The 26,719-nt window shown below is 63.0% G+C and carries 30 protein-coding genes; 15 read left to right on the top strand and 15 right to left on the bottom strand.

Annotated elements, in window-relative coordinates; translation table 11 throughout:
• Nucleotides 1-897: a carbohydrate ABC transporter permease gene (locus NKH78_RS10215; protein ID WP_352737233.1), complete on the bottom strand. Its 897-nt coding sequence runs from the start codon at nucleotides 895-897 to the stop codon at nucleotides 1-3.
• Nucleotides 898-1,039: 142 nt separating this feature from the next.
• Nucleotides 1,040-2,359: an ABC transporter substrate-binding protein gene (locus tag NKH78_RS10210; RefSeq protein WP_352737232.1), complete on the bottom strand. Its 1,320-nt coding sequence runs from the start codon at nucleotides 2,357-2,359 to the stop codon at nucleotides 1,040-1,042.
• Between the two features lie 159 nt (nucleotides 2,360-2,518).
• Between NKH78_RS10210 and NKH78_RS10205 the strand changes: the two genes are divergently transcribed.
• Nucleotides 2,519-3,307 (top strand): IclR family transcriptional regulator, encoded by a 789-nt coding sequence (locus NKH78_RS10205; RefSeq protein WP_352737231.1) that lies wholly within the window; start codon nucleotides 2,519-2,521, stop codon nucleotides 3,305-3,307.
• 67 nt (nucleotides 3,308-3,374) lie between these two features.
• Nucleotides 3,375-4,211: an amidohydrolase family protein gene (locus NKH78_RS10200; RefSeq protein WP_352737230.1), complete on the top strand. Its 837-nt coding sequence runs from the start codon at nucleotides 3,375-3,377 to the stop codon at nucleotides 4,209-4,211.
• Nucleotides 4,212-4,276: 65 nt separating this feature from the next.
• On the opposite strand, the gene NKH78_RS10195 is transcribed toward NKH78_RS10200, so the two are convergent.
• Genes NKH78_RS10195 through NKH78_RS10180 form a run of 4 tightly spaced genes read right to left on the bottom strand, consistent with a single transcriptional unit; the run spans nucleotide 4,277 to nucleotide 7,410 of the window.
• Nucleotides 4,277-4,510 (bottom strand): hypothetical protein, encoded by a 234-nt coding sequence (locus NKH78_RS10195; protein WP_352737229.1) that lies wholly within the window; start codon nucleotides 4,508-4,510, stop codon nucleotides 4,277-4,279.
• Nucleotides 4,511-4,531: 21 nt separating this feature from the next.
• Nucleotides 4,532-5,674, bottom strand: a complete 1,143-nt coding sequence (locus NKH78_RS10190; protein WP_352737304.1) for an extracellular solute-binding protein — start codon at nucleotides 5,672-5,674, stop codon at nucleotides 4,532-4,534.
• Between the two features lie 20 nt (nucleotides 5,675-5,694).
• Nucleotides 5,695-6,855, bottom strand: coding sequence for a CaiB/BaiF CoA transferase family protein (locus tag NKH78_RS10185; RefSeq protein WP_352688633.1), 1,161 nt, complete (start codon nucleotides 6,853-6,855; stop codon nucleotides 5,695-5,697).
• A gap of 3 nt (nucleotides 6,856-6,858) precedes the next feature.
• Nucleotides 6,859-7,410, bottom strand: coding sequence for a MaoC family dehydratase (locus NKH78_RS10180; RefSeq protein ID WP_352505387.1), 552 nt, complete (start codon nucleotides 7,408-7,410; stop codon nucleotides 6,859-6,861).
• Between the two features lie 190 nt (nucleotides 7,411-7,600).
• On the opposite strand from NKH78_RS10180, the gene NKH78_RS10175 reads away from it, so the two are divergent.
• Complete coding sequence (locus NKH78_RS10175; protein WP_352737228.1) at nucleotides 7,601-8,698, top strand: lactonase family protein; 1,098 nt, start codon at nucleotides 7,601-7,603, stop codon at nucleotides 8,696-8,698.
• A gap of 7 nt (nucleotides 8,699-8,705) precedes the next feature.
• On the opposite strand, the gene NKH78_RS10170 is transcribed toward NKH78_RS10175, so the two are convergent.
• A complete protein-coding gene (locus NKH78_RS10170) occupies nucleotides 8,706-9,419 on the bottom strand; it encodes a GntR family transcriptional regulator (RefSeq protein ID WP_023676076.1) in 714 nt (237 codons plus the stop codon).
• 258 nt (nucleotides 9,420-9,677) lie between these two features.
• Between NKH78_RS10170 and NKH78_RS10165 the strand changes: the two genes are divergently transcribed.
• From NKH78_RS10165 to NKH78_RS10140, 6 genes are all read left to right on the top strand, one after another.
• Nucleotides 9,678-10,766: an ABC transporter ATP-binding protein gene (locus NKH78_RS10165; RefSeq protein WP_352688639.1), complete on the top strand. Its 1,089-nt coding sequence runs from the start codon at nucleotides 9,678-9,680 to the stop codon at nucleotides 10,764-10,766.
• Nucleotides 10,767-10,802: 36 nt separating this feature from the next.
• Nucleotides 10,803-12,092, top strand: coding sequence for an ABC transporter substrate-binding protein (locus NKH78_RS10160; protein WP_352451581.1), 1,290 nt, complete (start codon nucleotides 10,803-10,805; stop codon nucleotides 12,090-12,092).
• Between the two features lie 254 nt (nucleotides 12,093-12,346).
• The gene (locus NKH78_RS10155) at nucleotides 12,347-13,255 is read left to right on the top strand and encodes an ABC transporter permease (protein WP_352688642.1); all 909 of its coding nucleotides are present in this window, start codon (nucleotides 12,347-12,349) and stop codon (nucleotides 13,253-13,255) included.
• A gap of 4 nt (nucleotides 13,256-13,259) precedes the next feature.
• Nucleotides 13,260-14,078: an ABC transporter permease gene (locus tag NKH78_RS10150; protein WP_352451583.1), complete on the top strand. Its 819-nt coding sequence runs from the start codon at nucleotides 13,260-13,262 to the stop codon at nucleotides 14,076-14,078.
• Nucleotides 14,079-14,080: 2 nt separating this feature from the next.
• The gene (locus NKH78_RS10145) at nucleotides 14,081-14,821 is read left to right on the top strand and encodes an aspartate/glutamate racemase family protein (RefSeq protein ID WP_352688645.1); all 741 of its coding nucleotides are present in this window, start codon (nucleotides 14,081-14,083) and stop codon (nucleotides 14,819-14,821) included.
• A gap of 6 nt (nucleotides 14,822-14,827) precedes the next feature.
• Entirely contained in the window at nucleotides 14,828-15,664 is an 837-nt protein-coding gene (locus NKH78_RS10140; protein WP_352882797.1) for a GNAT family N-acetyltransferase, read from the top strand.
• Nucleotides 15,665-15,710: 46 nt separating this feature from the next.
• Here the strand turns inward: NKH78_RS10140 and NKH78_RS10135 are convergent, their stop codons facing one another.
• From NKH78_RS10135 to NKH78_RS10110, 6 genes are all read right to left on the bottom strand, one after another.
• Nucleotides 15,711-15,857, bottom strand: coding sequence for a hypothetical protein (locus NKH78_RS10135; RefSeq protein WP_023716676.1), 147 nt, complete (start codon nucleotides 15,855-15,857; stop codon nucleotides 15,711-15,713).
• Nucleotides 15,858-15,932: 75 nt separating this feature from the next.
• A complete protein-coding gene (locus NKH78_RS10130) occupies nucleotides 15,933-17,225 on the bottom strand; it encodes an NAD(P)/FAD-dependent oxidoreductase (RefSeq protein WP_352505378.1) in 1,293 nt (430 codons plus the stop codon).
• Nucleotides 17,222-18,205 (bottom strand): branched-chain amino acid ABC transporter permease, encoded by a 984-nt coding sequence (locus NKH78_RS10125; protein WP_352688736.1) that lies wholly within the window; start codon nucleotides 18,203-18,205, stop codon nucleotides 17,222-17,224. Before NKH78_RS10125 ends, NKH78_RS10130 begins: the two co-directional genes overlap by 4 nt.
• Complete coding sequence (locus tag NKH78_RS10120; protein WP_352688649.1) at nucleotides 18,202-19,110, bottom strand: branched-chain amino acid ABC transporter permease; 909 nt, start codon at nucleotides 19,108-19,110, stop codon at nucleotides 18,202-18,204. The genes NKH78_RS10125 and NKH78_RS10120 overlap by 4 nt, the downstream gene beginning before the upstream one ends.
• Nucleotides 19,107-19,856 (bottom strand): ABC transporter ATP-binding protein, encoded by a 750-nt coding sequence (locus NKH78_RS10115; RefSeq protein ID WP_352505376.1) that lies wholly within the window; start codon nucleotides 19,854-19,856, stop codon nucleotides 19,107-19,109. The genes NKH78_RS10120 and NKH78_RS10115 overlap by 4 nt, the downstream gene beginning before the upstream one ends.
• Nucleotides 19,853-20,650: an ABC transporter ATP-binding protein gene (locus NKH78_RS10110; protein ID WP_352505375.1), complete on the bottom strand. Its 798-nt coding sequence runs from the start codon at nucleotides 20,648-20,650 to the stop codon at nucleotides 19,853-19,855. The genes NKH78_RS10115 and NKH78_RS10110 overlap by 4 nt, the downstream gene beginning before the upstream one ends.
• A 126-nt stretch (nucleotides 20,651-20,776) precedes the next feature.
• Between NKH78_RS10110 and NKH78_RS10105 the strand changes: the two genes are divergently transcribed.
• The 6 genes from NKH78_RS10105 to NKH78_RS10080 are packed head-to-tail and all read left to right on the top strand — an operon-like array spanning nucleotide 20,777 to nucleotide 25,156.
• Entirely contained in the window at nucleotides 20,777-21,514 is a 738-nt protein-coding gene (locus NKH78_RS10105) for a GntR family transcriptional regulator (RefSeq protein WP_352505374.1), read from the top strand.
• Nucleotides 21,511-21,999: a DUF3830 family protein gene (locus NKH78_RS10100; RefSeq protein WP_352688652.1), complete on the top strand. Its 489-nt coding sequence runs from the start codon at nucleotides 21,511-21,513 to the stop codon at nucleotides 21,997-21,999. Before NKH78_RS10105 ends, NKH78_RS10100 begins: the two co-directional genes overlap by 4 nt.
• The gene (locus NKH78_RS10095) at nucleotides 22,000-22,359 is read left to right on the top strand and encodes a TIGR04076 family protein (protein ID WP_352505372.1); all 360 of its coding nucleotides are present in this window, start codon (nucleotides 22,000-22,002) and stop codon (nucleotides 22,357-22,359) included.
• On the top strand, nucleotides 22,356-23,411 hold the full coding sequence (locus tag NKH78_RS10090) for an aldo/keto reductase (protein ID WP_352505371.1): 1,056 nt from the start codon (nucleotides 22,356-22,358) through the stop codon (nucleotides 23,409-23,411). The genes NKH78_RS10095 and NKH78_RS10090 overlap by 4 nt, the downstream gene beginning before the upstream one ends.
• A gap of 8 nt (nucleotides 23,412-23,419) precedes the next feature.
• A complete protein-coding gene (locus NKH78_RS10085; protein ID WP_352505370.1) occupies nucleotides 23,420-23,848 on the top strand; it encodes a DUF4440 domain-containing protein in 429 nt (142 codons plus the stop codon).
• Between the two features lie 48 nt (nucleotides 23,849-23,896).
• Nucleotides 23,897-25,156 carry an ABC transporter substrate-binding protein gene (locus NKH78_RS10080; RefSeq protein WP_128244314.1) on the top strand — a complete coding sequence of 420 codons (1,260 nt, stop codon included), beginning with the start codon at nucleotides 23,897-23,899 and terminating at the stop codon, nucleotides 25,154-25,156.
• Between the two features lie 72 nt (nucleotides 25,157-25,228).
• Here the strand turns inward: NKH78_RS10080 and NKH78_RS10075 are convergent, their stop codons facing one another.
• Together NKH78_RS10075 and NKH78_RS10070 are read right to left on the bottom strand one after the other, a co-directional pair.
• Nucleotides 25,229-26,146, bottom strand: a complete 918-nt coding sequence (locus tag NKH78_RS10075) for a sigma-70 family RNA polymerase sigma factor (RefSeq protein ID WP_352505367.1) — start codon at nucleotides 26,144-26,146, stop codon at nucleotides 25,229-25,231.
• A 22-nt stretch (nucleotides 26,147-26,168) separates the two neighbouring features.
• On the bottom strand, nucleotides 26,169-26,708 hold the full coding sequence (locus tag NKH78_RS10070) for a dihydrofolate reductase family protein (RefSeq protein WP_352505366.1): 540 nt from the start codon (nucleotides 26,706-26,708) through the stop codon (nucleotides 26,169-26,171).
• Between the last annotated feature and the right edge of the window lie 11 nt (nucleotides 26,709-26,719).

Below are 26,719 nucleotides of genomic sequence, written 5' to 3'. Positions count from 1 at the left end.
TCACCACTCCGCCGCGATCTGCGTGCGCGCCGCGGCGAGCTTGCGGTAGAAATAGACGGTGAACAGGATCGACAGCAGGATGGAGAAATAGGCCATGGCATTGGCCATTCCCATCCGGGCATCGCCATAGGCAATGCGGGCGACGAGCGTCCAGACGAGTTCGGTGCGGCCGGCAGGACCGCCGTCGGTCATGATCTTGACGATGTCATAGGCGCGCGCGACGTCGAGCGAGCGGATGGTCATGGCGATGAAGGCAAACGGCATGATGAACGGCCAGGTGACATAGCGGAATGTCTGCCACGGTGTGCAGCCGTCGACGCGCGCCGCCTCGACCGGTTCGCGCGGCATCGCCAGCAGCCCGGCAAGGATCAGGATCGCGAACACCGAGGTCGACGACCAGATCTCGGCGGTTAGGATGGCGATGAAGGCGAGATTGCCGTCGATCAGCCACGGGATGGCGCGGTCGGTCAGGCCGAGCCCCTGCAGGGCGTTGTTCACTAGGCCGATATTGTCGTTGAACATGAATTTGAACTGGAAGCCGACCAGGATCGGCGAAAACATCATCGGAAACATCATGATGGTGCGCAGAACCCGCTGGCCGCGCGATGCCTTTTCCACCAGCAGCGCCAGCCCGAGCCCGATCAGCATTTCCAGGTTGAGCGCCACCGTCAGCAGCACCACGGTGCGGGCAAAGGCGACCCAGAAAGCGCGGCTGGTCAGGATGGCGACGTAATTGCGCGCGCCGATGAAGACCCAGAACGTTTCCGGCTTGGTCAGCCGGAACGGCGTGAAGCTGGAATAGAGCGACAGCAGCAGCGGCACCATCACCACCGCCGCCAGCACGATCACCGCCGGCAGCAGGAGCAGCAATGGCGGCGAAGGTCTCCAGCCTTTCATGGCGATCCGGTTCTGGTTGGTGCCCGGACACCGAAGGCCGCCATTGGCGAGCTGGGATCAAGACAAAGCGTGTTGCGCATGGTTCGAAAAAAGTTCGGGGCGCCGCTCTTCAATGAGCGCGGCGCCCCCCTTGGTTGAATGATCAAAGCTTGCCTGCGTCCTCGAGGATCTGGGTGGCCTTGGCGGCAGCGTCGTCCAGCGCCTGCTTGGAGGTCTTGTCGCCAAGGATGGCGGCCTGCAATTCGGGATAGACGGCGTTGGAGATTTCGATCCATTCAGGTGTCTGCGGCACGGCAAAAGCGTGCTTTGCCTCTTCCTGGAAAGCCGCCAGCACTTCCTTCTTATAGGGATCGCTTGCCGCCTGCTGGATGTCCCAGTCCCACACCGCCGTGCGGGTCGGCAGTGGGCCGCTTGCCGCCTCCAGCTTCTGGCTGTCCTCATTGGTCAGGAACCAGACCAGCGACGCCGCAGCCTCCTTGCTGGCGCAGCTTTCAGTGACCGAAAATCCGTGGTGCCCCGACCAGCCGGTGCGAATGCCGGCCGATCCCTTCGGCGCCACCTTCACCCCGACATTGCCGGCGACCTTGGACGACTTCGGATCGTTGAAGAAGCCTGCCCAGCCCGGCCAGTCGAGGTTGATGGCGACGGTGCCTGAGGCAAAGCCCTGGCCGAGATCGTCCCACAGATAGTTGGTGGTGCCGGCCGGCACCGCCTTGGCCTTGTAGAGATTGACGAACCAGTCGAGTGCGTGCACGCCGGCTTCCGAGTTGAAGGCCGGCTTGCCATCCTTATCGAGGTATTCGCCGCCGTCGGCGATGAGCATCTCGTAAAACCGGCCGTTGATCGCCTCTTCCTTGCCGGCGAACTGGGTGCCGTAGAAATCGGGCGGGCTGGCGAAGAATTCCGCCTGCTGGGCGACCTCGTCCCAGGTGTCGGGCGGTGTCAGCTCCTTGCCGTACTTGGCCTTGTAGGCGGCCTTCTTGGCTTCGTCCTGGTAGAGGCTCTTCTGGTAATAGAGCGCCGACACGTCGAACTGCGCGCGCGGCAGCATCACCAGCTTGCCGTCGAGCGTCGAGGCCTTGATCGTCGACGGCACGAAGGCGTCGATCTCCTCCTTCGGCAGCAGCTTGTTGAGGTCGGTGTAGATATCAGGATACTGCGGCGCGAAGGACGAGTGGTTCGACCCAACGCACCAGTTGATGCTGCCGGAGGCGATGTCCGACTTGATTTCCTTGTCGAGCTCGAAGTGGTTTTTCTTCGAGATCACGTTGACCTTGGCGCCGGTCAGTTTTTCCCATTCGCCGATGCGCGCGTAGAGCCCTTCATATTGCTGGCCGCCGATCAGCTTGGCGTCGATGGTGACGCCGTCGAATTTGCCTGGCAGGTCGGCAGCAAGGGCAGCACTCGCACCAAGTGCGAGCAGCGTTACGCCGGCCGACAGGCCGCAGAACAGTTTCGTCATTGGTATCCTCCCAAGAGCCTGCATCGATCGCGTAGTGAGGTCGATCGGCAGCTTCATTCATATACAAACAAAACATTCATGCGATCGTCAAGCCGAAAGTTCTTTCGGAAGCAATACCGTTATGCGTATATGAAAAATGCAATTCACTGGAGAGGCGGAATGGCAGAGGACGAGGAAGACGACCGCTATCGAGCCCCAGCGCTGGACAAGGGGCTCGACATCCTCGAGCTGCTGGCCGGTGTCGATGGCGGCCTGACGCAGGCGGAAATCGCCAAGAAGCTCGACCGCAGCCCGAACGAGTTCTATCGCATGCTGGACCGGCTGGTGCGGCGCGGCTATGTCACGCGGCCGGATGGTGACCGTTACTCGCTGACGCTCAAGCTGTTTGGTCTGGCGCAGCTGCACGCGCCGGTGCGACGGCTGGTTTCCTATGCGACGCCGCTGATGCGCGAGCTGGCCGAGACCACACAGCAGGCAAATCAGCTGGTCGTCTTCGATCGCGGCTCCGCCGTGGTGATTGCCCAGCAGGAAGCGCCGGATTACTGGGGCATCTCGATCCGCGTCGGTTCGCATATCAGCCTGTTCGACACCGGCTCCGGCCATGTGCTGCTGGCGTTCCGCCCGCCGGAAGAGCGGCAGATGATGATCTCAGAACATCTGCGCAGCACCGACAAGCCGCCGCAATCGCCGGAGTTCTTTGCCCGCCTCGACCAGATCCGGGAACGCGGCTACGAGATGATGGCATCGATGCAGACCGCCGGTGTCTTCAACCTGTCGACACCGGTTCTTGGCTCGGACGGCAGGGCGATCGCCGCGCTGTCGATCCCCTACATAACCCTGGTCAACGCACCCAAGGCGCCCGACATTGCGAGGACGATTGAGCTGCTGCTGGCAGCGACCGAAAAGCTGTCCCAACTGGCGGGATCGACCGTCAAGCAATCGCGATGAATTCTTATTTGAATGAAGAATTTCTCCGTGAGATGATCGCGAAGTCGCCAAGGAGGAGCGCGCCACCATGATCTTCGACACTCATCTGCACCTGATCGACCAGTCCGCGCTGCGCTATCCCTGGCTGGCCGGCGTGCCGGCGCTCAACCGCGATTTCTCCTACGACGAATATGCAGTCCAGGCCCGCCGCGCCGGCATCGAGGGCGCATTGCACATGGAGGTCGATGTCGATCCTGCCGACATCGAGGCCGAGACCAGCCATGTGAAAACGCTGTCGCAGCAGAAGGGCAGCCTGCTACGCGGTGCAATCGCCTCCTGCCGTCCGGAAGAGCCGGGCTTTGCCGGCTATCTCGAGCGCCAGCGTGAAGATTCGTTCGTCAAGGGCTTTCGGCGTGTGCTGCACGTCATGCCGGATGAACTGTCGGAAGGCGCGCTGTTTCGTGAAAACATCAAGCGGCTTGCCGGCAGCGGCCTGACCTTCGACCTCGTCGTCCTGCCGCACCAGATCCCCAAGGCGATCGTACTCGCCGACCTCGCGCCGGATGTGCAGTTCGTGCTCGACCATTGCGGCGTGCCCGACATCAAGGGCGGTGCCGAGCACCCCTGGCGCGAGCACATGGCGGAGATCGCGCGGCGCCCGAACGTCGCCGGCAAAATTTCCGGTGTGGTCGCCTATGCGGATGCTGGATCCTGGACTGTCGAAACGCTGCGTTCCTATGTCGAGCACAGCATCGAATGCTTCGGCTGGGATCGCGTCGTCTGGGGCAGCGACTGGCCGGTCTGCACGCTCGGCGGCGGGCTTGCGACCTGGGTGGCGGCGACGCATGCGCTGCTCAGTGGTGCCAGCGACGATGAGCGGCAAAAACTGCTGTCAGGCAACGCCAAGCGGCTGTGGAGTTGGTAGAGCATTTTGCAGCCAAGCGGAATCACTTGGCGTCGCACAAATGCGGCTAAAACGAATAGACGGCCTCAGATGGTCGCCGACACGCGCCGCTCGCGACCGTAGAGCGAAACCAGGAGCACGATGACCAGGCCAGGTGCCGCCCAGGCCGACGGCAGCACCTTCTGCGGCGCGCCGTCATATCGCGCCTTCAGTTCGGTCGGCAATCCAGCGATCACGCCCGAAACGTCTTGAGCGCAGGCTATGGTCGTGAGCGATGCAAGTGCGGTTGCGGCCATAAGGCCGCGGATCAGCCTGTTCATGTTCTCCTCCGTTCGGTTGTTTCAGGCTCCTCCGCCGGAAACGCCGGACACCTGCGTCGAAAGGCTCTCCCGAAACAGGCGATTGAGATCGGCAACGACGCGAGCGGCATTGTGCCTTTCGCTCAGGCCAAGATTGATGCGATCTGACGCCGCCTGCTGGAAGGCCATGTAGCCGTCGTGCCGCGGCCTGACCCAGGCACCTTCGAGCGTGGCTCGGGTGTCCTTGTAGAAATTGCCGCTGGCGGCGTTGACGGCGGCATTCGCCCAGGCTGCCGCATGGCCGGGCTGGCCGCCGGCCGAGGCATAAGGGCCGCGCTGCACGTCACCGCTGGCGATCCAGTAAGCGAAGTCGATGGCCGCCCGCCTGGCCTTCGAAAAGGCCGACACGGCGATGCCGGTCCCGCCGAGCGCCGAGCCGATCGGACCGACATTGCCCGCAGCAGGGATATCGGCGAAAATAACGCGGCTGGGCCGGAATCCGGCGATGGCGTAGGAGACATAGCCATAGATCAGCGGCGCACAGGCGATCCGCGATCCCGATCCGGCCATTTGCTCCAGAACCGCGATCGGGTCCGTGCCAAGACAGGCCGGGTCGACGAGCGCCGCGATCTCGCGCATCATCTCGAAAACCTGCTTGCCGATTGCAGGATCCACATGGTCGCCCGGGCCTTCACCGGCGGGCCGGCCGAGATTACCGGCGAGCGTGTAGAACACCATCAGCGAATGCGGCGGCCTGAGCGGCAACAACACGCGGCCCTGCCGCGCCAGATCGAGCGCATCGGCCCATCTCGCCGGCGCAGCCGAGAGCATGTCGGGCCGCCACGCCTGCACCTGGCTGGCCGCGTCGATCGGAAACGCCCACTGCCGGCCCTGCCAGTTGTAGCTGGCATAGGATCGGCCGACGCTGCCCGCCGCAAGTGCTTTACGTTCGGCTTCCCGGCCGGCGACATCGAGCGGCGTCAGACAGTTCTCGGCGGTGATCTGGCCGACATGCGGATGGTCGATGACGATCAGATCATAGGTACGCGCCAGTTCCTCGACCGGGAAGGATTCGAAATCCTGCAGCGAGCGCTTGTCCCATTCGATAGTGACGCCGGTCCGTTCCTTCCACAGCGCCGAACAGGCGACCATCGGGTCATAGCCGCGCGGATGGCTCCAGGTCATGCCTTTGAGCATGACGTCGCTCACAGCCCGAACTCCGCGCGGATTTTTGCGCTGTGCTCGCCGATGCGTGGCGCGGCCCGCTCGACCTTGGCGCGGATGCCGTCGACCGTGAGCGGCGAGCGCGTGGTAAGGATCGAAACGTCATCCTCGCGCGTCACCGTCTGCAGCATGTCGAGAACCTGGAAGCCTTCGCTGGCCATCATTTCCGGCCAGGTCAAAACCTTGGCGCACCAGATGTCGGCAGGCTCGAGGATGGCAAGCCACTCGTCGACCGTTTTCGTCGCGATTTTTTGCGCGATGATCGCTTTGATCTCGTCGCGGGCAGTGAACCAGGTCGACGGCTGATCGCGGTAGGGCGCAAGCTCCTCGAGCCCGAGGAGATCGGCGAGTTTCGAGATCGGCGTCATGGCGATCGCCAGATAGCCGTCCTTGGCCGGATAGACGCCGTAGGGCGCCGACAGATAGGCGTGTGCGCTGCGGAAGCTCGACCGCCGCGGCAGCCGGCGCCCGTCATTGAGATGCGTGGTCAGCACCTCGAACTGGAAGTCGACCAGCGCTTCGAGCAGGCTGGTCTCGACATGGCTGCCCTTGCCGGTCACACCGCGCCGCACCAGTGCGGCGAGGATGCCTTGCGCGGCGGCCGAACCCGCCAGCATGTCGGCGATCGCCAGGCCGAAGGGCACCGGCCCCTGGTCCTCGTCGCCGTTCAGCCACATGACGCCGGAGCGGGCCTGCGCCAGCAGATCCTGCCCGGGCCGCTTGACCCATGGGCCTTCCTCGCCGTAGCCGCTGATCGAGGCATAGACCAGGCGCGGATTGATCTTGCGCACCGCCTCAAAGTCGAGGCCCAGTCGTTCGATGACGCCGGGCCGAAAATTCTGGATCAGCACGTCGGCCCTGGCCAGCAGGCCGCGCAGTGCCGCAAGGTCGGCCTCGTCCTTCAAGTCGATGGCAAAGCTTTCCTTGGCGCGGTTGATCGCGTGGAAGATAGTGGAATCGCCGCCGATCTCGGTGTCGCTGAGATAGAGACGGCGCGACAGGTCGCCGCCATCCGGCCGTTCGATCTTGATGACGCGAGCGCCGAGGTCGAGCAGTCTGAGCGAGCAGTAGGGGCCGGACAAGAACTGGCTCATATCCACAACGATGAGCCCGGTCAGCGGCAGTTCGGCAATGGCAGCCATTGCCTATTTCTCCGTCTTGCCGGCGAAATCGGCCGGATTGCGGTACTTCACCGTCTGCAGGTGCTCGCAATAAAGCACAAGCTCTCCTTCACCTTTGAAGACTTCATAGCTGGCGCGGATCAGCCCCATCTCCTTGTATTTGGGTTTCTTGTCGAGATTGGAGCGGATCGAATAGATCGTGTCGCCGATGAACACCGGCTTGATGAAGCGCAATTTGTCGTAGCCATAGGAAAAAGCGTTGATGCAGTTGGTGGCAACGAGGCCGAGCCCGGCCGAGAACACGAAGGCGCCGGCGACCAGGCGCTTGCCGAAGATGCCTTCTGTTTCGGCGAACATCTGGTCCTGCACGTAAGGATGGATATCGAGCACCAGCGCGTTGAAAAGATGGCTGTCGCCCTCGGCAATGGTCCTGCGCAGCGAGCGGATCTTCTGGCCGACCGGCCAGTCTTCGTAGAACCAGTTCTCCGCGTTCCAGACCGGAAGATCGGCGTGATCCCTAGGCATGTTGGCGGGGTGTGTCGATGCCACGCCCACGGTTGGCGCGAAACCGCTCATGACGACTTCCTCTGGGAGCGGGAATCGTCCATCAGGGCGCGCCGCAGACCAGCGAAATGCATGATCGATCCTCCCGTCAATCTTCTTTTGTGAATAGTATTTTCACATATGGGGTTGTGATGCAAGCGAGTCTCGGTGAAATTTTGGCGGCTCCGTCGCGGCCAATGCCGGCGGAACGTGGGAGGAAGTGATGCAGAATGCCTGTCTGGTTTTCGTCGGCAGCCTCAATCGCGACGCCCCCTATTTTCAGGGCGCGCGCGGCGTCGGGCTGGGCGTCTACAGTTTCGACGAGGGGACGCTGGAGACAAAGAAACTGGCCGAGACGGAAGACATCGACAATCCGACCTTCCTGTCGGTGACGCCGGACGGCTCCCACGTCTACGCCAACTCCGAAGTGTTCACCTGGCGCGAAGGGGTTGTCTCGGCCTACCGTTTCGACAGGCAGACCGCCACGCTGTCCTACATCAACAAGCAGCCGACGCTGGGCAGCATCACGGCGCATAACACCATCACGCGCGACGGGACCAAGCTGCTGGTCGCCAATTACGGCATGGGCGAGGGCGGCCCCGATCGCTCGGTCGTGGTCTTGGGGCTGCGCGAGGATGGCGGCCTGACAGCGCCGTTGTCGAGCATTGCCCATAGCGGGACCGGACCAGATCCTGCCCGCCAGGAGCGGCCGCATGCCCATAGCGTAACCGAGACGGTTGCCGGCGGCATGGCGATCGTCGCTGACCTCGGCATCGACCGGCTGGTGTCCTATCGCATCGGCTCAGACGGCAGCCTGACGAAGCTCGCCGAGTCGGCGCTTGCGCCAGGCGCGGGTCCGCGCCATCTCGCACTGCATCCGGGCGGTCGCTTCGTGTTCGTCATGAACGAGCTGGATTCGACGGTTGTCTCGCTGGCGCTGGACGAAGCATCAGGCAAGCTTACGGTGATCGACAGCAAGCCGGCCGTGCCGCCCGAGGTGCGCGACGGCAATCACTGCGCCGACATCCAGATCTCGCCTGACGGCCGCTTTCTCTACGGCTCCAACCGCGGTCATGACAGCATCGTGGTGTTTTCGATCGACCAGCAAACCGGCAGGATTGCCCTTGTCGACTATACGCCTTGCGGCGGTGCCACGCCGCGCAATCTGGCACTGACGCCCTCGGGCGGCCATCTCTTCTCGGCCAACCAGAATGCCGACCGCATCTCGATTTTCGCCCGTGATGCCGCAACCGGCCGGCTGACCGACACCGGCCGATCCATCGAAATTGGCACGCCGATGTGTGTGAGGATCGTGCGTTGACGCGATCTCAGAACTCGAGCGCCTGCCTGAGTGCCGGGCCGCTCCTGACGCGCAGATCGAGGTCGGCCTCGATATGGTCGATGTGGTGCAGCATCAGCGCGCTGGCGCGTTCGGCATTGCCATTTTCCAGCGCCTCGAGGATCTGCGTGTGTTCGTTGTGGCCGCAGCTCGAGATGCCCGAGCGGCCATAGAGTGCGATCACCAGCGATGAACGAGCGACCAATTCCTCCATGAAGCGCTGCAGGATGACGTTTCCCGCGACCGACGCCAGAAGCAGGTGAAAATCCCCCGACGCCTTGATCTCCGATCGCCTTGCGTTGGGTCCGCGTTCGGCGATGAAACGGCCTTCTTCGTCGAGCTGGGCCTTGAACGCGGCGACATGCGCCGGCGTCATCCGTCCGGCGGCGGCAATCGCGATGCCTGGTTCGATGAGCCGGCGCGAAGCAAAAACCTGCCGCGCTTCCTCCGGCGACGGATTGGCGACGAAGGCGCCGCGATTGCGCTCGGTGCGCACCAATCCCTCGAAGGAAAGCATCTGCAGTGCCGCACGCGCCACGGTGCGGCTGACATCGAACAGCGTGCCGACTTCGCCTTCGGAAAGCTTGGTTCCCGGCGCCAGCCGGCGATCGACGATCGCGTCGCGCAACTGGTCGCGGATCGCCTGCGCGCGATCCTCGTTGGCGGCCTCGATAGCAGGGAAGGTCTGGTCGGCAATGTTCATGGCAGTGGTCCTGCCTTCTTCTACCCTGAATCGCATCGCTTGGACGAGAGACAAAGTGAATACAGAGATGAAAAAGATTGCATACGATCTTTGCGAAGATCGGCGGCAATCGCCTATAATTTGTGCATTGCACAAGGGTGACGTATCGGCAGCTATATAGAGGCGGCCCTGATTTCTTCGAGGATTCAGTCGGTTGGTGCGGCGGCGCGCAACTGGCACGCATGATGCTTTGGCTAATCCGACCAAAGGGGAAGCTGGATGTCCAAAGCCGCCGAAATCGACATTGTGTCCGTTTCGAAAGTCTATGGCGCGACGACTGCCGTCGAAGGCATCAGCCTGAAAATCCCTGCGGGAACCTATTGCTGCCTGCTCGGTCCGTCCGGCTGTGGCAAGACCTCGACGCTGCGCATGATCGCCGGGCACGAGAGCATATCGAGTGGCGACGTGCGTCTCGGCAACACGGTGGTCACCGACCTGCCGCCGGCCAGGCGCGGCACTGCCATGATGTTCCAGTCCTACGCACTGTTTCCGCATCTCGACCTGATCGACAATGTCGCCTTCAGCCTGAAGATGAAAGGCGTCGGCAAGGAGGAGCGCCGCGCCAAGGCACTCGACATGCTGAAGCTGATGCAGATGGAGGCCTATGCCAGCCGCCGCCCGGCGCAGCTTTCCGGCGGACAGCAGCAGCGTGTCGCTCTTGCCCGCGCACTGATCACCGATCCCGAGGCGCTGTTGCTCGACGAACCGCTTTCGGCGCTCGATCCGTTCCTGAAGATCCGCATGCGGGCCGAACTGAAGAAGTTGCAGACGTCGCTCGGCATCACTTTCGTCCACGTCACCCACAGCCAGGAAGAGGCGATGGCGCTGGCCGACCTGATCGTGGTGATGAACGACGGCCGAATCGAGCAGGCGGCGCACCCGCGCACGGTGTTCGAGCGGCCGGCCACCCCCTTCGTCGCTCGTTTCATGGGCGACCACAATGTCATCTCCGGCCGCGTCACCGGTAGTCGCGACGGCATGGTCGTTTTCGACGTGCCCGGCGGCGTCGCGCTCGCCGCGAGCGGGCAGGGCAGGGAGACCGGGGAGCCCATCGACATCGCCATTCGCACCGACCACGTGCGCATCGGCGAGCCGGCGGCAGCCGGGCTCGGCTTCACCGGCATCATTGCAAACGTCGAGTACCGCGGTTCGACCGTGAAGCTCTCGGTCAATGGCGCCGGCATCGAGGATTTCACGGTGATCGTCGACGACACCAGCTTCTTCGCCAGGCCGGTTGCCGTCGGCGACGCCGTGCCGATCGCCTGGGATGCCGAGGACGCGATCGTCCTTGGCCGTCTCGATTCCTGAAATCCAGCATAACCAACCAAAACAGGGGAACTGAACATGACCAACACCACCGACAAGAAGACTGGAATATCGCGACGTTCGCTGCTCAAGACAGGTGCCGCCGCCGTCGGTTTCGCCGCCGGTTCCGGCGCCATATCAGGCTTTCCGACCATCTGGGCGCAATCGAACATCACGCTGCGCCAGTTCGGCACCGGCGTATCCAACCTCAATGCCATCGCCGACAAGTGCAAGGCCGACCTCGGCATCACGCTGGAGATGACAGCAACCGATTCCGACGCCGCCGCGCAGCGCGCCGTGACGCAGCCCGACAGCTACGACATCGCCGACATCGAATACTGGATCTGCAAGAAGGTGTTCCCGACAGGCGTCCTGCAGCCGATGGATGTCACCAAGCTGAAATATTACGACGAGCTGGTGCCGCTGTTCAAAACCGGCAAGCTGACGCCGGACAGCGTCATTGCCCAGGGCACCGCGCCGCATACCGTCGGTTACGTCGAGGCGCAGGACAGCAAGGTCTTCGCCAAGGCGCCGACCAACTGGTTCACCATGGTGCCGACGATCTACAATGCCGATACGCTTGGCATCCGCCCCGACCTCGTCGGCCGCGATATCACCACCTGGGCCGACATCATGGATCCGGCCTTCAAGGGCAAGACCGCCATCCTCAACATCCCGTCAATCGGCATCATGGATGCGGCGATGATCATGGAGGCAACGGGCAACATCAAATACGCCGACAAGGGCAACATGACCAAGGAGGAGATCGACAAGACGATCGACTTCCTGATCAAGGCCAAGCAAGCCGGCCAGTTCCGCGCCTTCTGGAAATCCTTCGACGAGAGCGTCAACCTGATGGCTTCAGGCGAAGTCGTAATCCAGTCGATGTGGTCGCCGGCCGTGGCCGCGGTCCGCTCCAAGGGCATCGCGTGCCGGTTCCAGCCGCTCAAGGAAGGCTACCGGTCCTGGGGTGGCGGGCTTGGCCTGGCAGCCCATCTCTCCGGCGCCGAACTCGATGCCGCCTATGAATACATCAACTGGTACACGTCCGGCTGGGTTGGCGGCTATCTCAACCGCCAGGGCTATTACTCGGCCAACATGGTGTCGGCCAAGAAGTTCATGTCCGAGGACGAGTGGGGCTACTGGATCGAAGGCAAGCCGGCAAAGGGCGATATCCTGTCGCCGGACGGCAAGGTCATGGAAAAGGCTGGCGCCGTGCGTGACGGCGGCTCGTTCGAAGAGCGCATGGGCAAGGTCGCCTGCTGGAACTCGGTCATGGACGAGGACCGCTACATGGTGAAGCGCTGGAACGAGTTCATCGCTGCTTGATGCAGCCGGGCAACAACTGAGATGCCTCATTCCTTCCCACCCCCCTCTGTCCTGCCGGACATCTCCCCCGCAAGGGGGGAGATTGCGCCGTCATCTCTGATTTCGCCAATCTCCAATGCTTCAAGAGGAGAGCTAGCAGCCAAATTGCCGATCTCCCCCCTTGCGGGGGAGATGTCCGGCAGGACAGAGGGGGGTGGGAAGGATCACGGCGTGCCGGACTATCGGCCCTCTGCGACACCCCAGGGCTGTTCCAGATGACAGTGGCACTCGATCAGCCCGCAACCATTGCCACAAAGCCTGCCAGACGTAGGCGCTCCTTTGCCGCCATCGCACCCTATCTCCAGGCAACACCACTTGCCCTGATCCTCGGCGCGTTCCTCCTGCTGCCGATCCTGATGATCGCCGTGGTCTCATTCTGGGATTACGATTTCGCGGCGATGTATCCGGATTTCCTGACCACCAATTATTCCGACACGCTCGGCTCCTGGGTCACCTGGAAAACCTACCTGAATACGCTGAAATACGCCGCCATCGTCTGGGCGCTGACGCTGTTCATCGGTTTCTGGGTCGCCTATTTCCTTGCCTTCCATATCAGGACCACGGCCATGCAGATGGTGCTGTTCCTTGTCTGCACGGTGCCGTTCCTGACCTCCAACATCATCCGCATGATCTCGTGGATTCCGGTGCTTGGCCGCAATGGCCTGGTCAACTCGACGCTGGTGCAAATGGGGCTGATCCCGAAGCCGATCGAATGGCTGCTCTATTCCGAATTCGCCGTGGTGCTGGCCATGGTGCATCTCTATACGCTGTTCATGGTGACGCCGATCTTCAACACGCTGATGCGCATCGACAAGTCGTTGATAGAAGCCGCGCGCGACGCCGGCGCTTCCGGCTGGCAGGTTCTGTGGAACGTCGTCATTCCGCTCGCCAAGCCCGGCATGGCGATCGGCACCATTTTCGTCGTCACCCTGGTGATGGCCGATTTCTCGACGGTGCAGGTGATGTCCGGCGGGCAGAGCGCCTCCGTCGCGCTGATGATGAAGAACCAGATGTCGCTGCTGCAATATCCGGCAGCCGCCGCCAACGCCGTCGTGCTCTTGGTGCTGGTGCTGCTGATGGTCGCGGGCATCCTGCGCATCGTCGACATCCGCAAGGAGCTGTGAGGCGATGAGCCAGGACAAGCGCACCCTCGAATTCTATGTGTTGGCGGCGTTCTTCGGTCTTTTCGTGTTGTTCCTCTACGGCCCGCTTTCGGCGATCCTGATCCTCTCTTTCCAGGGCGAGAACGGCGGTCTGACATTTCCGCTGAACGGCGTGTCGCTGCACTGGTTCGCCAATTTGTTCGAGCGCCAGGCGGTCGGCGACTTCGGCGGCAGCTTCAAACGCTCGCTCGTCCTTGGCCTGATGGTGATGGTCGTCACTGTCGCCGTGTCGCTGCTCGCCGGCCTGGCCTTCCGGCAGAAATTTCGCGGCGCAACCGCACTGTTCTATCTGGCCGTCGCCAGCCTGGTCGTGCCGTCGATCATCATCAGTCTCGGCATCGGCGTCGTCTTCCAGCAGATCGGCTTCCGCCCCGCCTGGTACACCTCCGCTTTCGGCGCCCATCTGACCTGGACCTTGCCTTTCGGCGTGCTGATTATGTTTGCTGTCTTCAACCGGTTCTCGCCAGCCTATGAGGAAGCCGCGCGCGATCTCGGAGCATCGTCGTGGCAGACCTTCGCACATGTCGTGCTGCCGATGATCGCGCCCAGCCTGATCGGCGTCGGCCTGTTCGGCTTCACTCTGTCATATGACGAGTTCGCCCGCACGCTGATGACCTCGGGCACGTTCAACACCTTGCCGCTCGAAATCTACGGCATGACGACCAATGTCACGACGCCGGTGCTCTATGCGCTGGGCACCGTGACGACCGTGTTTTCCTTCCTGGTGATCCTGCTGACGCTCGGCGCAATCGTCTATGTCGGCCGCCGCCGCGAGCGTGCCTGACAGTGCAGATCCTCGTCGTCAATCCAAACACCACCGCCAGCATGACCGACACTATCGCGGCGGCGGCCCGATCGGTCGCTGCCCAATCGACGAAGATCGTTGCCGTCACCTCGTCGATGGGACCTGTATCGATCGAAGGCTATTACGATGAAGCACTTGCCGTGCCCGGCCTGCTGGTCGAGATCGCCGCCGGCGAACGCTCGGGCGCGCAAGCCGCGATCATTGCCTGTTTCGACGACACCGGCCTCGATGCCGCGCGCGCCATGGCCAACATTCCGGTCATCGGCATTTGCGAGGCATCGCTCAGCACGGCCTCGTTCATCGCCCAGCGCTTCACGGTCGTCACCACCACCGGACGTTCGCGCGTGCCGGTCGAAGGGTTGGTGCAGCGCTATGGCATGGCAGGGCGCGCGCGTGTGCGCGCCGCCGACATCCCGGTTCTTGCCCTCGAAGATCCGGCGTCCGACGCACTGCTCAGGCTGCGCAACGAGATTGCGCGCGCCATCGACGAGGATCGCGCCGAGGCGATCGTGCTCGGCTGCGCCGGCATGGCCGATCTGGCGGCGGCGCTGCAGCGGGAATTCGGGCTTCCGGTCATCGACGGCGTGGGCGCTGCCGTGAAACAGGCCGAGGCATTGATCGCCCTTGGCCTGACGACATCCAAGCGCGGCGCCTATGCAAGCCCGTTGGCAAAGTCTTATCATGGCGCGTTGAAATCCTTCGCGCCTGGCGCCGCCGAGTGATCGAAAATGCTCAGAACGATCCGAACACTCGCACTTGAAGAGGTGGAAACCCTTGTCGACTGGGCGGCGCAGGAAGGCTGGAATGCCGGCCTCGGCGACGCCGCTCTGTTCCAGGCAGCGGACCCGCAGGGCTTCATCGGCGCCTTTGTCGAAGGCGAGATGGTGGCCGGCATTTCGGCTGTGGCGTATGGCGACGATTTCGGCTTCATCGGCCTCTATATCTGCCGGCCGGACAGGCGCGGTGCGGGCCATGGCAAGGCGGTCTGGGATGCCGGCATGGCGCGGCTCGGCAACCGCACGATCGGACTCGACGGCGTCGTCGAACAGCAGGCCAACTACCGCAGCATGGGTTTTGCACCGGCCTACCGGACGATCCGGTTCGTCGGATTGCCGGATGTTCCGGCAGCCGTCGGCAGTGACATTTGCGCAATAGGGCCGGATCTCGTGCCGGACATACTGGCCTATGACCGCCGCTTCTTTCCCGGCCCGAGACAGTCCTTCCTGGAACACTGGCTGCGCCCGCCGCATATGGCGCCTGCCATGGTCAAGGACGGCGCAATTGCGGGATACGGCGTCGCGCGCCGATGCCGCGACGGCTGCAAGGTCGGCCCGCTCTTTGCCGACAATCTGGACACGGCAAGCCGTCTCTTCGCCGCGCTCGCGCAGATGTGCGGCCCCGGAAACGTCCATCTCGACGTCCCCGAAACCAGCGGGCAATTTGCAGATTTGCTGTCGTCCGCCAGCCTTCAACCGGGCTTCGAAACGGCTCGAATGTACAAGGGAAGGGCGCCGCAGCTCACGCAGTCCGGTGTCTATGCGATAACGACCTTGGAGCTTGGTTGAGACGGTGCAAGTCGGCTTCAGCGCGCAAGTCGGGGAGCAGAAATGTCTACTTTTCCTGAACTGAAATGCCGGAATCGTCGATACGAAGTTCCACGCCTTTCGGCTTGGTCTCCTCGCGATAGACGTAAATGCCCAAGGCAATGACGGCGACGACCAAAGCGCCGATGATGAGATAAAGATAGTTCTGCTTCATCCGCTGTCGTTAACAACATGATTTGAGCGAGTCTAGCGGTTCGGTATCAGGACGGCGGACGGACGCGCACGTCGATCAGCCATCCAGCCGATCGCGCAGCATGCTTAGGGGAAGCAGCATGTTTGGCGCGTGCCGCGTCAGGCCGTGGAACGGGATCGGCGACGGCGGCGCAAACGGCAGCGGCAAATCCTGAGGCTTTGTTCCGTCAGTCCAATCCGCGAGCACCTTGCCCATGCTCGTCGTCATGGCGATGCCGCGTCCGTTGCAGGCAAAGCCCGCGATCAGGCCGGGGCCGAGATCGACAAGGCGCGGCAGGAAGTCGGGCTCGACGGCAGCCATCCCCGACCAGCTATATTCAAGCGGCGGGATCTCCGGGAGGTCAAGGTGTTTTGCCAGGCGCCGCCAGATCGCCCGCGGCACCCGCGTGTCGGCACCGGGGCCAAAAACATGCATGCCGCCAGTGATCAGCCTGTTTTCGCCGTCGAAGCGGAAGGTGAAGAGATTGCGTCTTGTGTCGCCGACGCCTTGCCCGCCAGGAAGCAGGCGAGTGCGTATCTCGCGCGGCAGCGGCGCTGTCGCGATCTGGAAGATTTTCAGCGGGAAATAGGTTCGCTGCAGCGCGCGATCCAGCGGCCCGCCATAGGCGTTGGTGGCGACCAGCACCTTTCCTGCGCGTACCGAGCCGGAGGCCGTCTTCAAAGCCCAACCATCGCCTATGTGATCGATCAACGCGACACGCGTATGTTCGAAAATGCGCGCGCCGGCCTTTTCCGCCGCATCGGCGAGGCCGCGCGCATATTCGACCGGATTGAGGACGCCACCCGACCGATCCATCCAGCCGCCGACATAGCCGTGAACGCCGGTCAGATCCTCGATCGCTTGCCTGTCCAGCGCAACAGTCGGCCTTCCGCGCCTTGCCCATTGTTCGGCCCGCGATCTGGTCTTTTCCAAAGCGGCCGGTGAATGGGCTGGTTGTATCCAGCCGCTCTGGATGGCATCGCATTCGATGGCATGCCGCTTGATCAGGTCGAAGACGAGGTCGGCGCTGCCGGCGGCGAACCCGACAAGGCGTTCGCCGCGTTCGGGTCCGAGCTGGGCAATGATATCGTCGGGGTCTCTTTTTGCGAAATTCGGCACGACAAAACCGGCGTTCCTGCCGGTCGCCCCCCAGGCGATGATTTCGGCTTCGAGGACGGCGACCGAGATGCCTTTCTCGGCGGTGTGCAGCGCGGCGGAAAGGCCAGAAAATCCGCCGCCGACAATCGCCAGATCGACCTCGAGTGCACCTTCGAGCGAAGGCCGGTCGCGGCGGTTACGGCCGACGGCGTGCCATAGCGAAAGGCCGCGTGGCACGGCAACGCTGCTCATGACCTTGCAGCGCTCTCGTCCGGAGCCGCTTTCGCGCCCTTGCCGAACCTTGCGCGCCGCGGCCTGTCGCCGAACAGGCCGTTCGGCCTGACCAGAAGGATGACGCACAACATCACGCCGATCGCCACGATCTGCAGCGAAGCGGCGCGTGCCTGCTGTTCCGGCGAGAACAACACACTGGTCAAGGCTCCCGATCCGGCCCATATCGCCCAGACCAGGATGCTGCCGATGACGGCGCCGATGTTGCTGCCCGAGCCGCCGACGATCAGCATCACCCAGACCTGGAAGGTCAGCGCCGGCAGATAATTGTCCGGAGCGATGAAGCCGGTGAAATGCGCCTGCAACGCGCCGGCCAGTGCCATGATGGCACCGCCCACGGCAAAGGCCTGGACGCGGTAGAACCGTGCGCTTTTACCTAGGGATATCGCGGCCCGCTCGTCCTCGCGAAGCGCCTTCAACACGCGCCCCCACGGGCTGCGCGACAGATGCTCCAGCGCGAGATAGACGATCAGCGTCACCACCGAGACGATCGCAAGGTTCGAAAGGTTGAACAGCAACGGCGTTTCGGCAAGACCGCCGAGCGGACGCGGAATGAAGCCGATGCCGAATGGGCCGCCGGTCAGCTTCTGGGCATTGAGCGCTACCAGTTGCACGACGACGGCGACGCCGAAAGTAGTGATCGCCAGATAGTCCGATCTCAGGCGCAGCGTCGCGATGCCGGTGATGGCGGCCGCGACGCCGCCCACCAGCATGGCGCCGAGCCAGCCGACAAGGATCGGCAGATCGAAGCCGCCGAGCCGCGCGGCATCGTCGGGCGTGGTCAGCAGTGCCGAGGTGTAGGCGCCGATGGCAACGAAGCCGGCGACCCCGACATTGAAAAGCCCGGTCAGCCCCCATTGCAGGTTGAGCCCGAGCGTGACGAGCGAAAAAATCAGCGCGGTGGTCAGGAAGAAAGCGCCGTAGCCGAGCAGATCCATCAGCGTTCCCTCACTCCGAAAAGGCCGATGGGGCGCACGAACAGCACCGCCATCAGGATGATGAAGGAGACGGCCGCCCGCCATTCGGCGCCGATCAATTGCACGGCACCCGCTTCGGCCATGCCGATGATCAAACCGCCGAGAACGGCGCCGGGCACGCTGCCGATGCCGCCGAGGATGGCGGCCGCGAACATCGGCAACAGCATCTCGAAACCCATGAATGGCCGGATCTGAATGAGAATGCCGATCATGACGCCGGCGACGCAGGCCAGCGCGCCGCCGATGAGCCAGGTGACGCGCACCACCTTGGCGACGTCGATGCCAACGATGCGCGCCAGTGCCGCGTTCTGGCTCAATGCCTGCATCGAACGGCCGGTCTGGGTGCGGGTCATCAGGAGGTGCACACCGAGCACGAGCACGGCGGTCAGCAGCAGCAGCGCGATCTGGTCGGGGGTGATGCGAATGCCGAAGCCGACGGGCATGGCGATCTGGATGGCCCGGCTGAAATAGGTCGGACGCGAGGTGAAGATGAATTCGAGCAGGCTTCTCAGCGCCATCGAGGCGCCGAAGCTGGCCATCACCACGATGATCGCCTGGCCCTTGGCCCGCAGCCGCGCGAACAGCACCAGATCGAGCGCCAGTGCCAGCAGGCCGGTAACCGCCATGCCGATGATGAGCGCGGCGATCAGCGGCCAACCGAAGGAGAGGGGCGCGATCGGCGCGATCTTGCCGAACATCGCGCCAATGGCGCCAACCACGGCCAGCGTCGCATAGGCGCCCCAGGCCATGAAGTCGCCATGGGCGAAGTTCGAGAAGCGCAGGATCGAATAGGTGAGCGTCACGCCGATGGCGCCGAGGCCGATCATCGAGCCTGCCAGCAGTCCGTCGACGACAAATTGCAGGTTCATGCCGCGCCTCCTTTCCCGAAGTCGGGGCGGCGCTGGCCAAGGTAGAGTTCGGCGACGACCGGATCGTTCCAGAGCTCGGAGGCGATGCCCTGGTGCCGCTCCTTGCCCTCGACCAGCACGTAGGCGCGGTCTCCAATGGCAAGCGCTGCCTTCGCGTTCTGCTCGACCAGCAGGATGGTGACGCCGGATTTGCGGATGCCGGCCAGCATCTCGAACACCATCGACACGAATTTCGGCGACAGGCCGGCCGACGGCTCATCGAGCACCAGCGCCTTGGGATGGACGATCAATGCCCGCGCGACGGCCAGCATCTGCCGCTGTCCGCCTGAGAGATTGCCCGCGGCTGTTCTGCGCTGAAGGGCGAGATCGGGAAAGACCGCATACATTTCCTCAATGCGGGCGGGGACCTCGCGCGGCCTCAGAATGCCGCAGGCGACCTTGAGATTGTCCTCGACCGACATCAGCGGGAAGATGTTCTCCGTCTGTGGCACGAAGGCAAGGCCAAGGCGGACCATGGTGTGGGCGGGCGACGCCGTGATATCCTTGCCGTCCAGCAGCACCGTGCCGCCGGTGATCGGGACAAGGCCGGCGATGGCCTTGATAAGGCTCGACTTGCCGGCGCCGTTGGGACCGAGGACGACGACGATCTCGCCCTTGTCGACGGTGATCGAGGCGCCGCGCACGATCGGAACGCCGGGCTCATAGCCGGCTTCGAGATCGCGGACATCGAGTACCCTTTGGCTCATGCCGTGCCTCCGAGGTAGGCCTGGATGACGCGTGGGTCACGCGCCACCTCGTCCGGAGTGCCTTCGCGCAGAAGCTGGCCGCTCGCCATGACCAGCACGCGGTGGCAGAGTCGCGTCACCATGTCGATATTGTGCTCGATCAGCAGGAAGGTGATGCCGCGCGCATTGATGTCGCGGATGCGGTCGATGATGATCTCGAGCAGGGTTGCGTTGACCCCGGCCGCCGGCTCGTCGAGCAGGATGATCGCCGGGTCGGCCATCATCACGCGGGCCAGCTCGAGCAGCTTGCGCTGGCCGCCTGAAAGCACGCGCGCCGGCTCGTGCGCAAGGTGAGCGATCGTGACGAGCTCGAGTAGTTCGACGGCTCTTATCTCGGCAGCCCTTTCTTCGGCAGCGACCCGCCGGGGCGTCAGGAAATTGGCGAGCAGTTTTTCTCCGGCCTGCCCTTGAGCAGCCAGCATGACGTTTTCGATCAGCGTCAGGTTAGGCAAGGGCCGGGGGATCTGGAACGTGCGGCCGAGGCCGCGGCGGATGCGGCGATGGGCAGCTTCCCCCGACACCGATACGCCGTTGAGGAGGATTTCGCCGCTGGTCGGCAGAATGCTGCCGGCGAGCAGGTCGAACATCGTGGTCTTGCCGGCGCCGTTCGGGCCGATAAGGCCAAGTATTTCGCCCGGCCGGACGTCGAACGAGACATTGTTGACCGCGACCAGGCCGCCGAAGCGTCTGAGGACGTTCCTGGCCGTGAGGACCGGCGTACGGATCTCCTCCTGCCGTTCCGTCGTGTCGCTCATCAATTCCTCTGGCCGAAAAGCGATCTTCGTCGCCTATGATCTGATTTGTGATCACGCTTGCTTTGATCACGCTATTCGGCTTTAATTTCTTCCGCAAGCCGAAAACGGCCAAGACCGGGATTGCCTATGCAGAAGGCCGCCATCGAAAAGAACAATGAGATGATCGCAGCCCAGCTTACGCCGGTCGGCCGCGAGACCGTGCAGGATCGCGTCTATTCGGAGCTGCGCCGCGCCTTGATCGGCGGCCTTTTCGAGCCGAGCCAGGTGCTGACCATCCGCGGCCTCGCCGACGCGCTGGTCACCAGCACCATGCCGGTGCGCGAGGCGCTCGGACGGCTGATCACCGAGAAGGCGCTGGAGGCGCTTCCCAACCGTTCAGTGCGCGTGCCGCCGATCACGCTGGAGCGCATCGACGACCTCTTGCGCGCCCGCTCTCTGATCGAGGGCGAAGCGATCGCGCTGGCCGCGACGCGCATGAACCCGCGCCAGATCGCTTCGGTCGAGGCCATGCTCGGCGAGTGGGACGAGATGCGGGCGCTGAAGCACAAGAAGGACATCGACCGGGAGGCGACGCTCAATCAGAGCTTCCACTTCGAGATCTACCGATGCTGCGGTTCCGCCGTGCTGATCCCGATGATCGAGAGCCTCTGGCTGCAATCCGGACCGTGCATCCGCGTAGCCATCTACGCCTTTTCCGACGCCGGCGAGGTCGATACGGCCCACTACCACCGCAGCATCGTCGCAGCGCTTTCAAGGCAGGATGCGCAAGCGGCGCGCGAGGCTCTGGTGGCCGACATCAGCCGGCCCTTCGCCTTTCTGCGCGACAAGCTCCAATCCACAAGCAAGGAAGGATTGAGGGCATGAGGGCGCCTGGCATCAGCATCACCGAGCCACACTCGATGCTTTCCGTGACCGCGCTGATGTTGCCTGAAAAGGCGCCCGACAACGCTGCCTTCCTGCTGGCCTATCTCGAGCAGCCGCGCGTCGTTGCCGGCATCCATGCTATGTGGACGGGGCCGGAAATCTCCTGCCCGGTTCCATCAGCCGAACTTGAGGGCCAAACGTATGCCAGGCCCTTGCCGGCGGAGAACGCAACGCTGACGCCGCAGCCGGGGGACATCGTGTTGTCCTACGTGCCGCCGCGCATGTGGGGCGGCAACCCGAATGCCATCTTTGACGTCGGCCTGTTCTACGGAGCGGGTGCACGCCTGCTATTCCCGATCGGCTGGCTTGCCGGAAGCGTCGTCGCGCAGGTGGTGCCTGAGGATCGCGATAAATTCGCAGCCGCTTGTGGCGTGATCCGCCGCAACGGTGCCTGCGACATCACCTTCACCCGGGTGGAGATCTGAATGGCTGAGACCGACGACAGTTTCGAACTCTTCGACCTTCGCGTCGAGGCGGTTATCCCCAAGGGCAAGCCGATCTATTGCGGCGCCAAGCCCGGCGACTATTTCGAGTTGAAGGGCGAGATGCTGTCGATGCCGGCGGGGCAAGGTTTCTCGATCTATTCCATTGCGGCAGTGTTGCCGCTTCTGGCCGCAAAGCAGCGCCCGACCCACAGGAACGACTGGATGACGTCGGACGCCGAGATCGCTTGTCCGGATCCGAATTGCGCCAGCCGGCTGCGGATCGTCAGGACGGGCAAGCGGCGGTTCAGCCATGCCGAGACCACGGCGGTTCCGCTGCCGAAGGAGAGTGACCAGAGATGACCGCCAAGGCATTCGAACTGAGTCCCGGCTACACGATCTCGCGCGTCATTCGCGGCGGCTGGCAGCTTGCCGGCGGGCACGGCGCGGTCGATCGCCAACAGGCGGTGAGCGACCTGATCGCCACGTTCGACGCCGGCATCTGGACCTATGATTGCGCCGATATCTATACCGGTGTCGAGGAACTGATTGGTGCGGCGCGCCTGCGCCTTGCCAATGAGCGTGGCCTCGACGCTGCCGCCAAGATGAAGGTGCACACCAAGCTGGTGCCTGACCTCGAACGGCTCTCCACGATCGGCCGCGACTACATCAGCAGCATCGTCGACCAGTCGCTGCGGCGGTTGAAGACTGAGCGCCTCGATCTTGTGCAGTTCCATTGGTGGGACTATTCGGTGCCCCGCTATGTCGACGCGATGGGCTGGCTCGACGAAATCCGCAGGGAAGGCAAGGTGCGCAATATCGGCACCACGAACTTCGACACGCTGCGGCTGGCCGAGATCCTGGCCGCGGGTGTGCCGCTGGTCAGCCAGCAATTGCAATACTCGGTGCTCGACCAGCGGCCGGCGAACAGCCTTGCAGCACTCGCCAGCCGGCATGGCGTCAGTTTCCTCTGCTACGGTTCGGTGGCTGGCGGCTTCCTTAGCGAAAAATGGCTTGGCGTTACCGAGCCGCAGACGCCGCTCGAAAACCGGTCGCTGGTCAAATACAAGCTGATCATCGATGATTTCGGCGGCTGGGAGCTTTTCCAGGAGTTGCTTCGCACACTGAAGGCCATCGCCGACCACCGCGGTGTCGACATCGCCACCATCGCCAGCGCCTGGGTGCTGCAGCAGCCGCAAGTGGCGGCCGTCATCGTCGGCGCCCGCAACCAGGCGCACGCCCTTGCCAATGCCAGAATCATGGACGTCGCGCTCGATGCAGACGAACGGGCGAGGATCGCTGCCGTAATCGCGCAAAGCCGGGGGCCGCTGGGCGACGTCTACACATTGGAACGCGACCGTCACGGCCGCCACGGCTCGATCATGCATTACAATTTGAATGCAGGCAGGAAATGAACGCGGCCATGGACGAAAACCCCTCCTTGCTTTCCCGCGCCAGCGTCGAGGTGGTCGATCTCCACCGCTTCTTCGTCGACTGGTTCAATGCAGCAAGTGCGGACAATGCAGATTTCAGGCGCTTCGAAAGCGTCATGGGCAAAGGCTTCCAGATGGTTGCACCGGATGGCCAGGTCCTCGATCGTGACGCGGTGCTCGACCATGTCAGGGCAAGCCGCGCCAGCTGCGACGGCGATTTCAGTATCTCGATCGAGGACATCCGGGCCGACTGGCAGGCCGGGGACACGATCGTCGTCTGCTACGTCGAGGCACAGCAACGCGCCGGCAGGCACAGCCGCCGTCGCTCGAGTGCCGTTTTCACCACCAGTTCATCGGCGCCTAACGGCGTCGAATGGCGACATCTGCATGAAACCTGGCTGCAGGTGCCGGAAGGCTGAACAGGCTCAAGACGTGAATGAGAGTCGTGTAACGAAAGGGGAACAACAATGACAAAGACGATACTTCAGATCACCACCGCGCTCGCCTTGCTGACAGCGGCCGGCGCAGCGCAGGCCGCCGACTGCAAGATCACCGTCGGCCTCGTCATGGAACTGACCGGCCCGGCCGGCGAATACGGCCAGGCCGGCGCCAAGTCGGTCGAAATGGCCTTCCGCGACATCAACGATGCCGGCGGCGTGCGCGGCTGCGATCTCGCGACCGACACGCGCGACAGCCAGAGCCAGGGCAACATTGCGGTCGACGCCGCAACCCAGCTCGTGCAGGTTAAGAAGGTGCCGGTGATCATAGGCGGCATCATCTCCTCTGTGTCGATCCCGATCCTGACCTCGGTCACCGCGCCGGCCAAGATCGTCCAGGTGTCGCCGGCTTCGTCGTCGCCGACGCTGACGGCGCTCGGGCGCGACGGCAAGACCAACGGCATCTTTTTCCGCACCATCACCTCGGACGCTCTGCAGGGCGTCGCCGCCGCCAAATATGCCATCGACAAGGGCTTCAAGAAGCTGTCGGTCATCCACGTCAACAACGACTTCGGCGTCAACATGGTGGCGGAATTCTCGCGTGCCTATAAGGCGCTCGGTGGCACCATCGTCTCCGACACGCCTTACAATGAAAAGCAGTCGAGCTATGCCTCGGAGGTAACCGCGGCCATGGCCGGCGAACCGGACGGGCTTTACCTCGTCAGCACGCCTGTCGATGGCGCAACCATCGCCCGTACCTGGATTTCGCAGGGCGGTGTCCAGAAATTCCTGCTCAATGACGGCATGAACAGCCCGGATTTCATCGAATCCGTCGGCGCCGACTATTTGAAGGATGCCTATGGCACTTCCTCGGGCACCAGCCCGACCGCATCGACCGAATATTTCACCAAGAACTACAAGGAATTTTCGGGCATTGAGCCGTCGAACCCGGCGGCCGACCGGTCCTATGATGCCGGCGCCATTGTCGGCTTGGCTATCGCGATTGCCGGCTCCGAGGATCCGGCCAAGATCAAGGACGCGATGTACAAGGCGGTCGATCCGGCCGGCACGCCGATCTATGCCGGCAAGGACGAGTTCGCCAAGGCGCTCGGCCTGATCAAGGACGGCAAGCCGATCCGCTACGAAGGCGTCATCGGCCCTGTAGCCTTCGATAAGTACGGCGACATCACCGGCCCGTTCCGGCTCTGGAAGATCGTCGACGGCAAGGTGACGACCGATGGCGAAATGACGACGGATGACGTCAACGCCTTGCAGGCGAAGCTTCAGTAAGCCCCCTATGTCTTGTCCGGCATTGATCCCATTTCATTGAGGTTGATGCCGGACACTTGCATGTCCTGTTGGTTAGGCCGGCCTGGAAACGACCACCGCACCAGCCGTCGGCATGATCCAGCGGCAGGCATAATAATCGGTGATGCGATTTATGGTCCCGCCAGCGGCTTCGATCCGAACCGGATGGGCCGGCTTCCAACCGTCTTCGCCATGGTGGAGCACGAGCAGCACCGCCTCGCCATCGATCATGCCAATCGCCATTTTCCAGGCCGTCGAGGCTCTTTCATATTCGACGAAGTAAGGTGATTCCGACAGCCTGCCCTTGAAGCAATCCGCGACCCGCAATTGTGCGTCGGCGCTGGTCAACGCCCGAACCCCGTCCCAGTCGCGGCGGTTGAACAGTTCGACATAGCGGCTGAGCAATTCCAGAAGTTCCGGATCGCGTTGGGGCTCCGAACGCACGATTGGCTCGCCTGACAAGGCGCCCAATTTGGAGCGGCCACGGCCCAACGCGGCCTTGACGCCACCCACGGTCGAGCCGACGAGATCGGCGATCTCTTCCAGCGAATAGTCGAAGACGTCCTTGAGCAGGACGCAGGCGCGTTCCTTGGGCGGCAGGTGGATCACCAGCCGTTCCATCGCGCGATCCGCGCCCTTGCCCGCCGGCTCGACCGGCAGGATGATCTCGTCTTCGACGAAATTGGCCTCCGCATGCTGACGCACCTGCCGGCTTCGCAGGAAATCGATGCAGCGATTATGTGCAATGCGAAACAGCCAGGGGCGAAGAGCAGTCGCATCGTCCAGCTTCTCGATCTTCCGATAGGCCTCGAACAGCGCCTCTTGCATCACGTCTTCGGCGTCGAGCGTCGAACCGGTCATACGTGCACAGTAGCGGTGCAGCCGTCCACGCAAATGCGCGACTGTCTCCAGGAAGCCGGCGTAGCGGACGTCGAAAAGCCCGGTCGGGTCAAGTCTTGGCTGCATCTTCATCGGCATTCAATTCGGCGGCGGATCACAGCGGGACATAGGTCAGCGTAATGACCCCGTTCTTGAAACGGTGCGTATCTATAAGCTCCAGCTTGACCAGGGACGGGTCGACATCCTGGAAAGCGCGTTTGCCATGCCCGACGCGGGTCGGCACGATCGAGAGTTGATACTCGTCGACAAGCCTGTTGGCGAGCAGCGTCTGGTCGAGATTGCTCACTCCATACTTCAATATGTTGCCGCCGGTTTGCTGCTTGATCCTGGCGATTTCGGCAGCGACGTCGCCTTCGATCAGCGACGCGTTCCAGCTCACTGCCTTGAGGCTGCGCGAAGCGACGAGCTTGTTCAGCCCGTTCATGCGGTCCATGTACTTGCTGCCTTTGACCTGCGGCCAACGCGCCGAAAACATTTCATAGGTGATGCGGCCGAGCAGGAAAAAATCCGCCTCGCCGGCCTTTTCATATGAGTGTTCCTTCATCTCCTCGTCGAAGAAGGGCGAGGCCCATTCCATTGGTGCTTCGATGACGCCGTCCAGCGAAATGAAGCTGCCTACGATTAATTTTCTCATCGCGTGTCTCC

This window comes from Mesorhizobium sp. M0910 (genome assembly GCF_040319465.1).
Classification (GTDB): Bacteria; Pseudomonadota; Alphaproteobacteria; order Rhizobiales; family Rhizobiaceae; genus Mesorhizobium.
The sequence above is the reverse complement of the archived record's forward strand: the minus strand, read 5'-3'. Positions and strand labels throughout refer to the sequence as shown.

Bases quoted from the DNA above. Each gene is read 5' to 3' on its own strand.
- NKH78_RS10160 (WP_352451581.1), top strand. From the start codon at position 10,803: ATGACCAACACCACCGACAAGAAGACTGGAATATCGCGACGTTCGCTG.
- NKH78_RS10085 (WP_352505370.1), top strand. From the start codon at position 23,420: ATGGACGAAAACCCCTCCTTGCTTTCCCGCGCCAGCGTCGAGGTGGTC.
- NKH78_RS10075 (WP_352505367.1), bottom strand. From the start codon at position 26,146: ATGAAGATGCAGCCAAGACTTGACCCGACCGGGCTTTTCGACGTCCGC.
- NKH78_RS10215 (WP_352737233.1), bottom strand. From the start codon at position 897: ATGAAAGGCTGGAGACCTTCGCCGCCATTGCTGCTCCTGCTGCCGGCG.
- NKH78_RS10170 (WP_023676076.1), bottom strand. From the start codon at position 9,419: ATGAACATTGCCGACCAGACCTTCCCTGCTATCGAGGCCGCCAACGAG.
- NKH78_RS10110 (WP_352505375.1), bottom strand. From the start codon at position 20,650: ATGAGCGACACGACGGAACGGCAGGAGGAGATCCGTACGCCGGTCCTC.
- NKH78_RS10180 (WP_352505387.1), bottom strand. From the start codon at position 7,410: ATGAGCGGTTTCGCGCCAACCGTGGGCGTGGCATCGACACACCCCGCC.
- NKH78_RS10140 (WP_352882797.1), top strand. From the start codon at position 14,828: ATGCTCAGAACGATCCGAACACTCGCACTTGAAGAGGTGGAAACCCTT.
- NKH78_RS10195 (WP_352737229.1), bottom strand. From the start codon at position 4,510: ATGAACAGGCTGATCCGCGGCCTTATGGCCGCAACCGCACTTGCATCG.
- NKH78_RS10100 (WP_352688652.1), top strand. From the start codon at position 21,511: ATGAGGGCGCCTGGCATCAGCATCACCGAGCCACACTCGATGCTTTCC.
- NKH78_RS10095 (WP_352505372.1), top strand. From the start codon at position 22,000: ATGGCTGAGACCGACGACAGTTTCGAACTCTTCGACCTTCGCGTCGAG.
- NKH78_RS10185 (WP_352688633.1), bottom strand. From the start codon at position 6,855: ATGGCTGCCATTGCCGAACTGCCGCTGACCGGGCTCATCGTTGTGGAT.
- NKH78_RS10205 (WP_352737231.1), top strand. From the start codon at position 2,519: ATGGCAGAGGACGAGGAAGACGACCGCTATCGAGCCCCAGCGCTGGAC.
- NKH78_RS10175 (WP_352737228.1), top strand. From the start codon at position 7,601: ATGCAGAATGCCTGTCTGGTTTTCGTCGGCAGCCTCAATCGCGACGCC.
- NKH78_RS10155 (WP_352688642.1), top strand. From the start codon at position 12,347: ATGACAGTGGCACTCGATCAGCCCGCAACCATTGCCACAAAGCCTGCC.
- NKH78_RS10080 (WP_128244314.1), top strand. From the start codon at position 23,897: ATGACAAAGACGATACTTCAGATCACCACCGCGCTCGCCTTGCTGACA.
- NKH78_RS10165 (WP_352688639.1), top strand. From the start codon at position 9,678: ATGTCCAAAGCCGCCGAAATCGACATTGTGTCCGTTTCGAAAGTCTAT.
- NKH78_RS10200 (WP_352737230.1), top strand. From the start codon at position 3,375: ATGATCTTCGACACTCATCTGCACCTGATCGACCAGTCCGCGCTGCGC.
- NKH78_RS10130 (WP_352505378.1), bottom strand. From the start codon at position 17,225: ATGAGCAGCGTTGCCGTGCCACGCGGCCTTTCGCTATGGCACGCCGTC.
- NKH78_RS10210 (WP_352737232.1), bottom strand. From the start codon at position 2,359: ATGACGAAACTGTTCTGCGGCCTGTCGGCCGGCGTAACGCTGCTCGCA.
- NKH78_RS10105 (WP_352505374.1), top strand. From the start codon at position 20,777: ATGCAGAAGGCCGCCATCGAAAAGAACAATGAGATGATCGCAGCCCAG.
- NKH78_RS10070 (WP_352505366.1), bottom strand. From the start codon at position 26,708: ATGAGAAAATTAATCGTAGGCAGCTTCATTTCGCTGGACGGCGTCATC.
- NKH78_RS10135 (WP_023716676.1), bottom strand. From the start codon at position 15,857: ATGAAGCAGAACTATCTTTATCTCATCATCGGCGCTTTGGTCGTCGCC.
- NKH78_RS10190 (WP_352737304.1), bottom strand. From the start codon at position 5,674: ATGACCTGGAGCCATCCGCGCGGCTATGACCCGATGGTCGCCTGTTCG.
- NKH78_RS10115 (WP_352505376.1), bottom strand. From the start codon at position 19,856: ATGAGCCAAAGGGTACTCGATGTCCGCGATCTCGAAGCCGGCTATGAG.
- NKH78_RS10090 (WP_352505371.1), top strand. From the start codon at position 22,356: ATGACCGCCAAGGCATTCGAACTGAGTCCCGGCTACACGATCTCGCGC.
- NKH78_RS10150 (WP_352451583.1), top strand. From the start codon at position 13,260: ATGAGCCAGGACAAGCGCACCCTCGAATTCTATGTGTTGGCGGCGTTC.
- NKH78_RS10120 (WP_352688649.1), bottom strand. From the start codon at position 19,110: ATGAACCTGCAATTTGTCGTCGACGGACTGCTGGCAGGCTCGATGATC.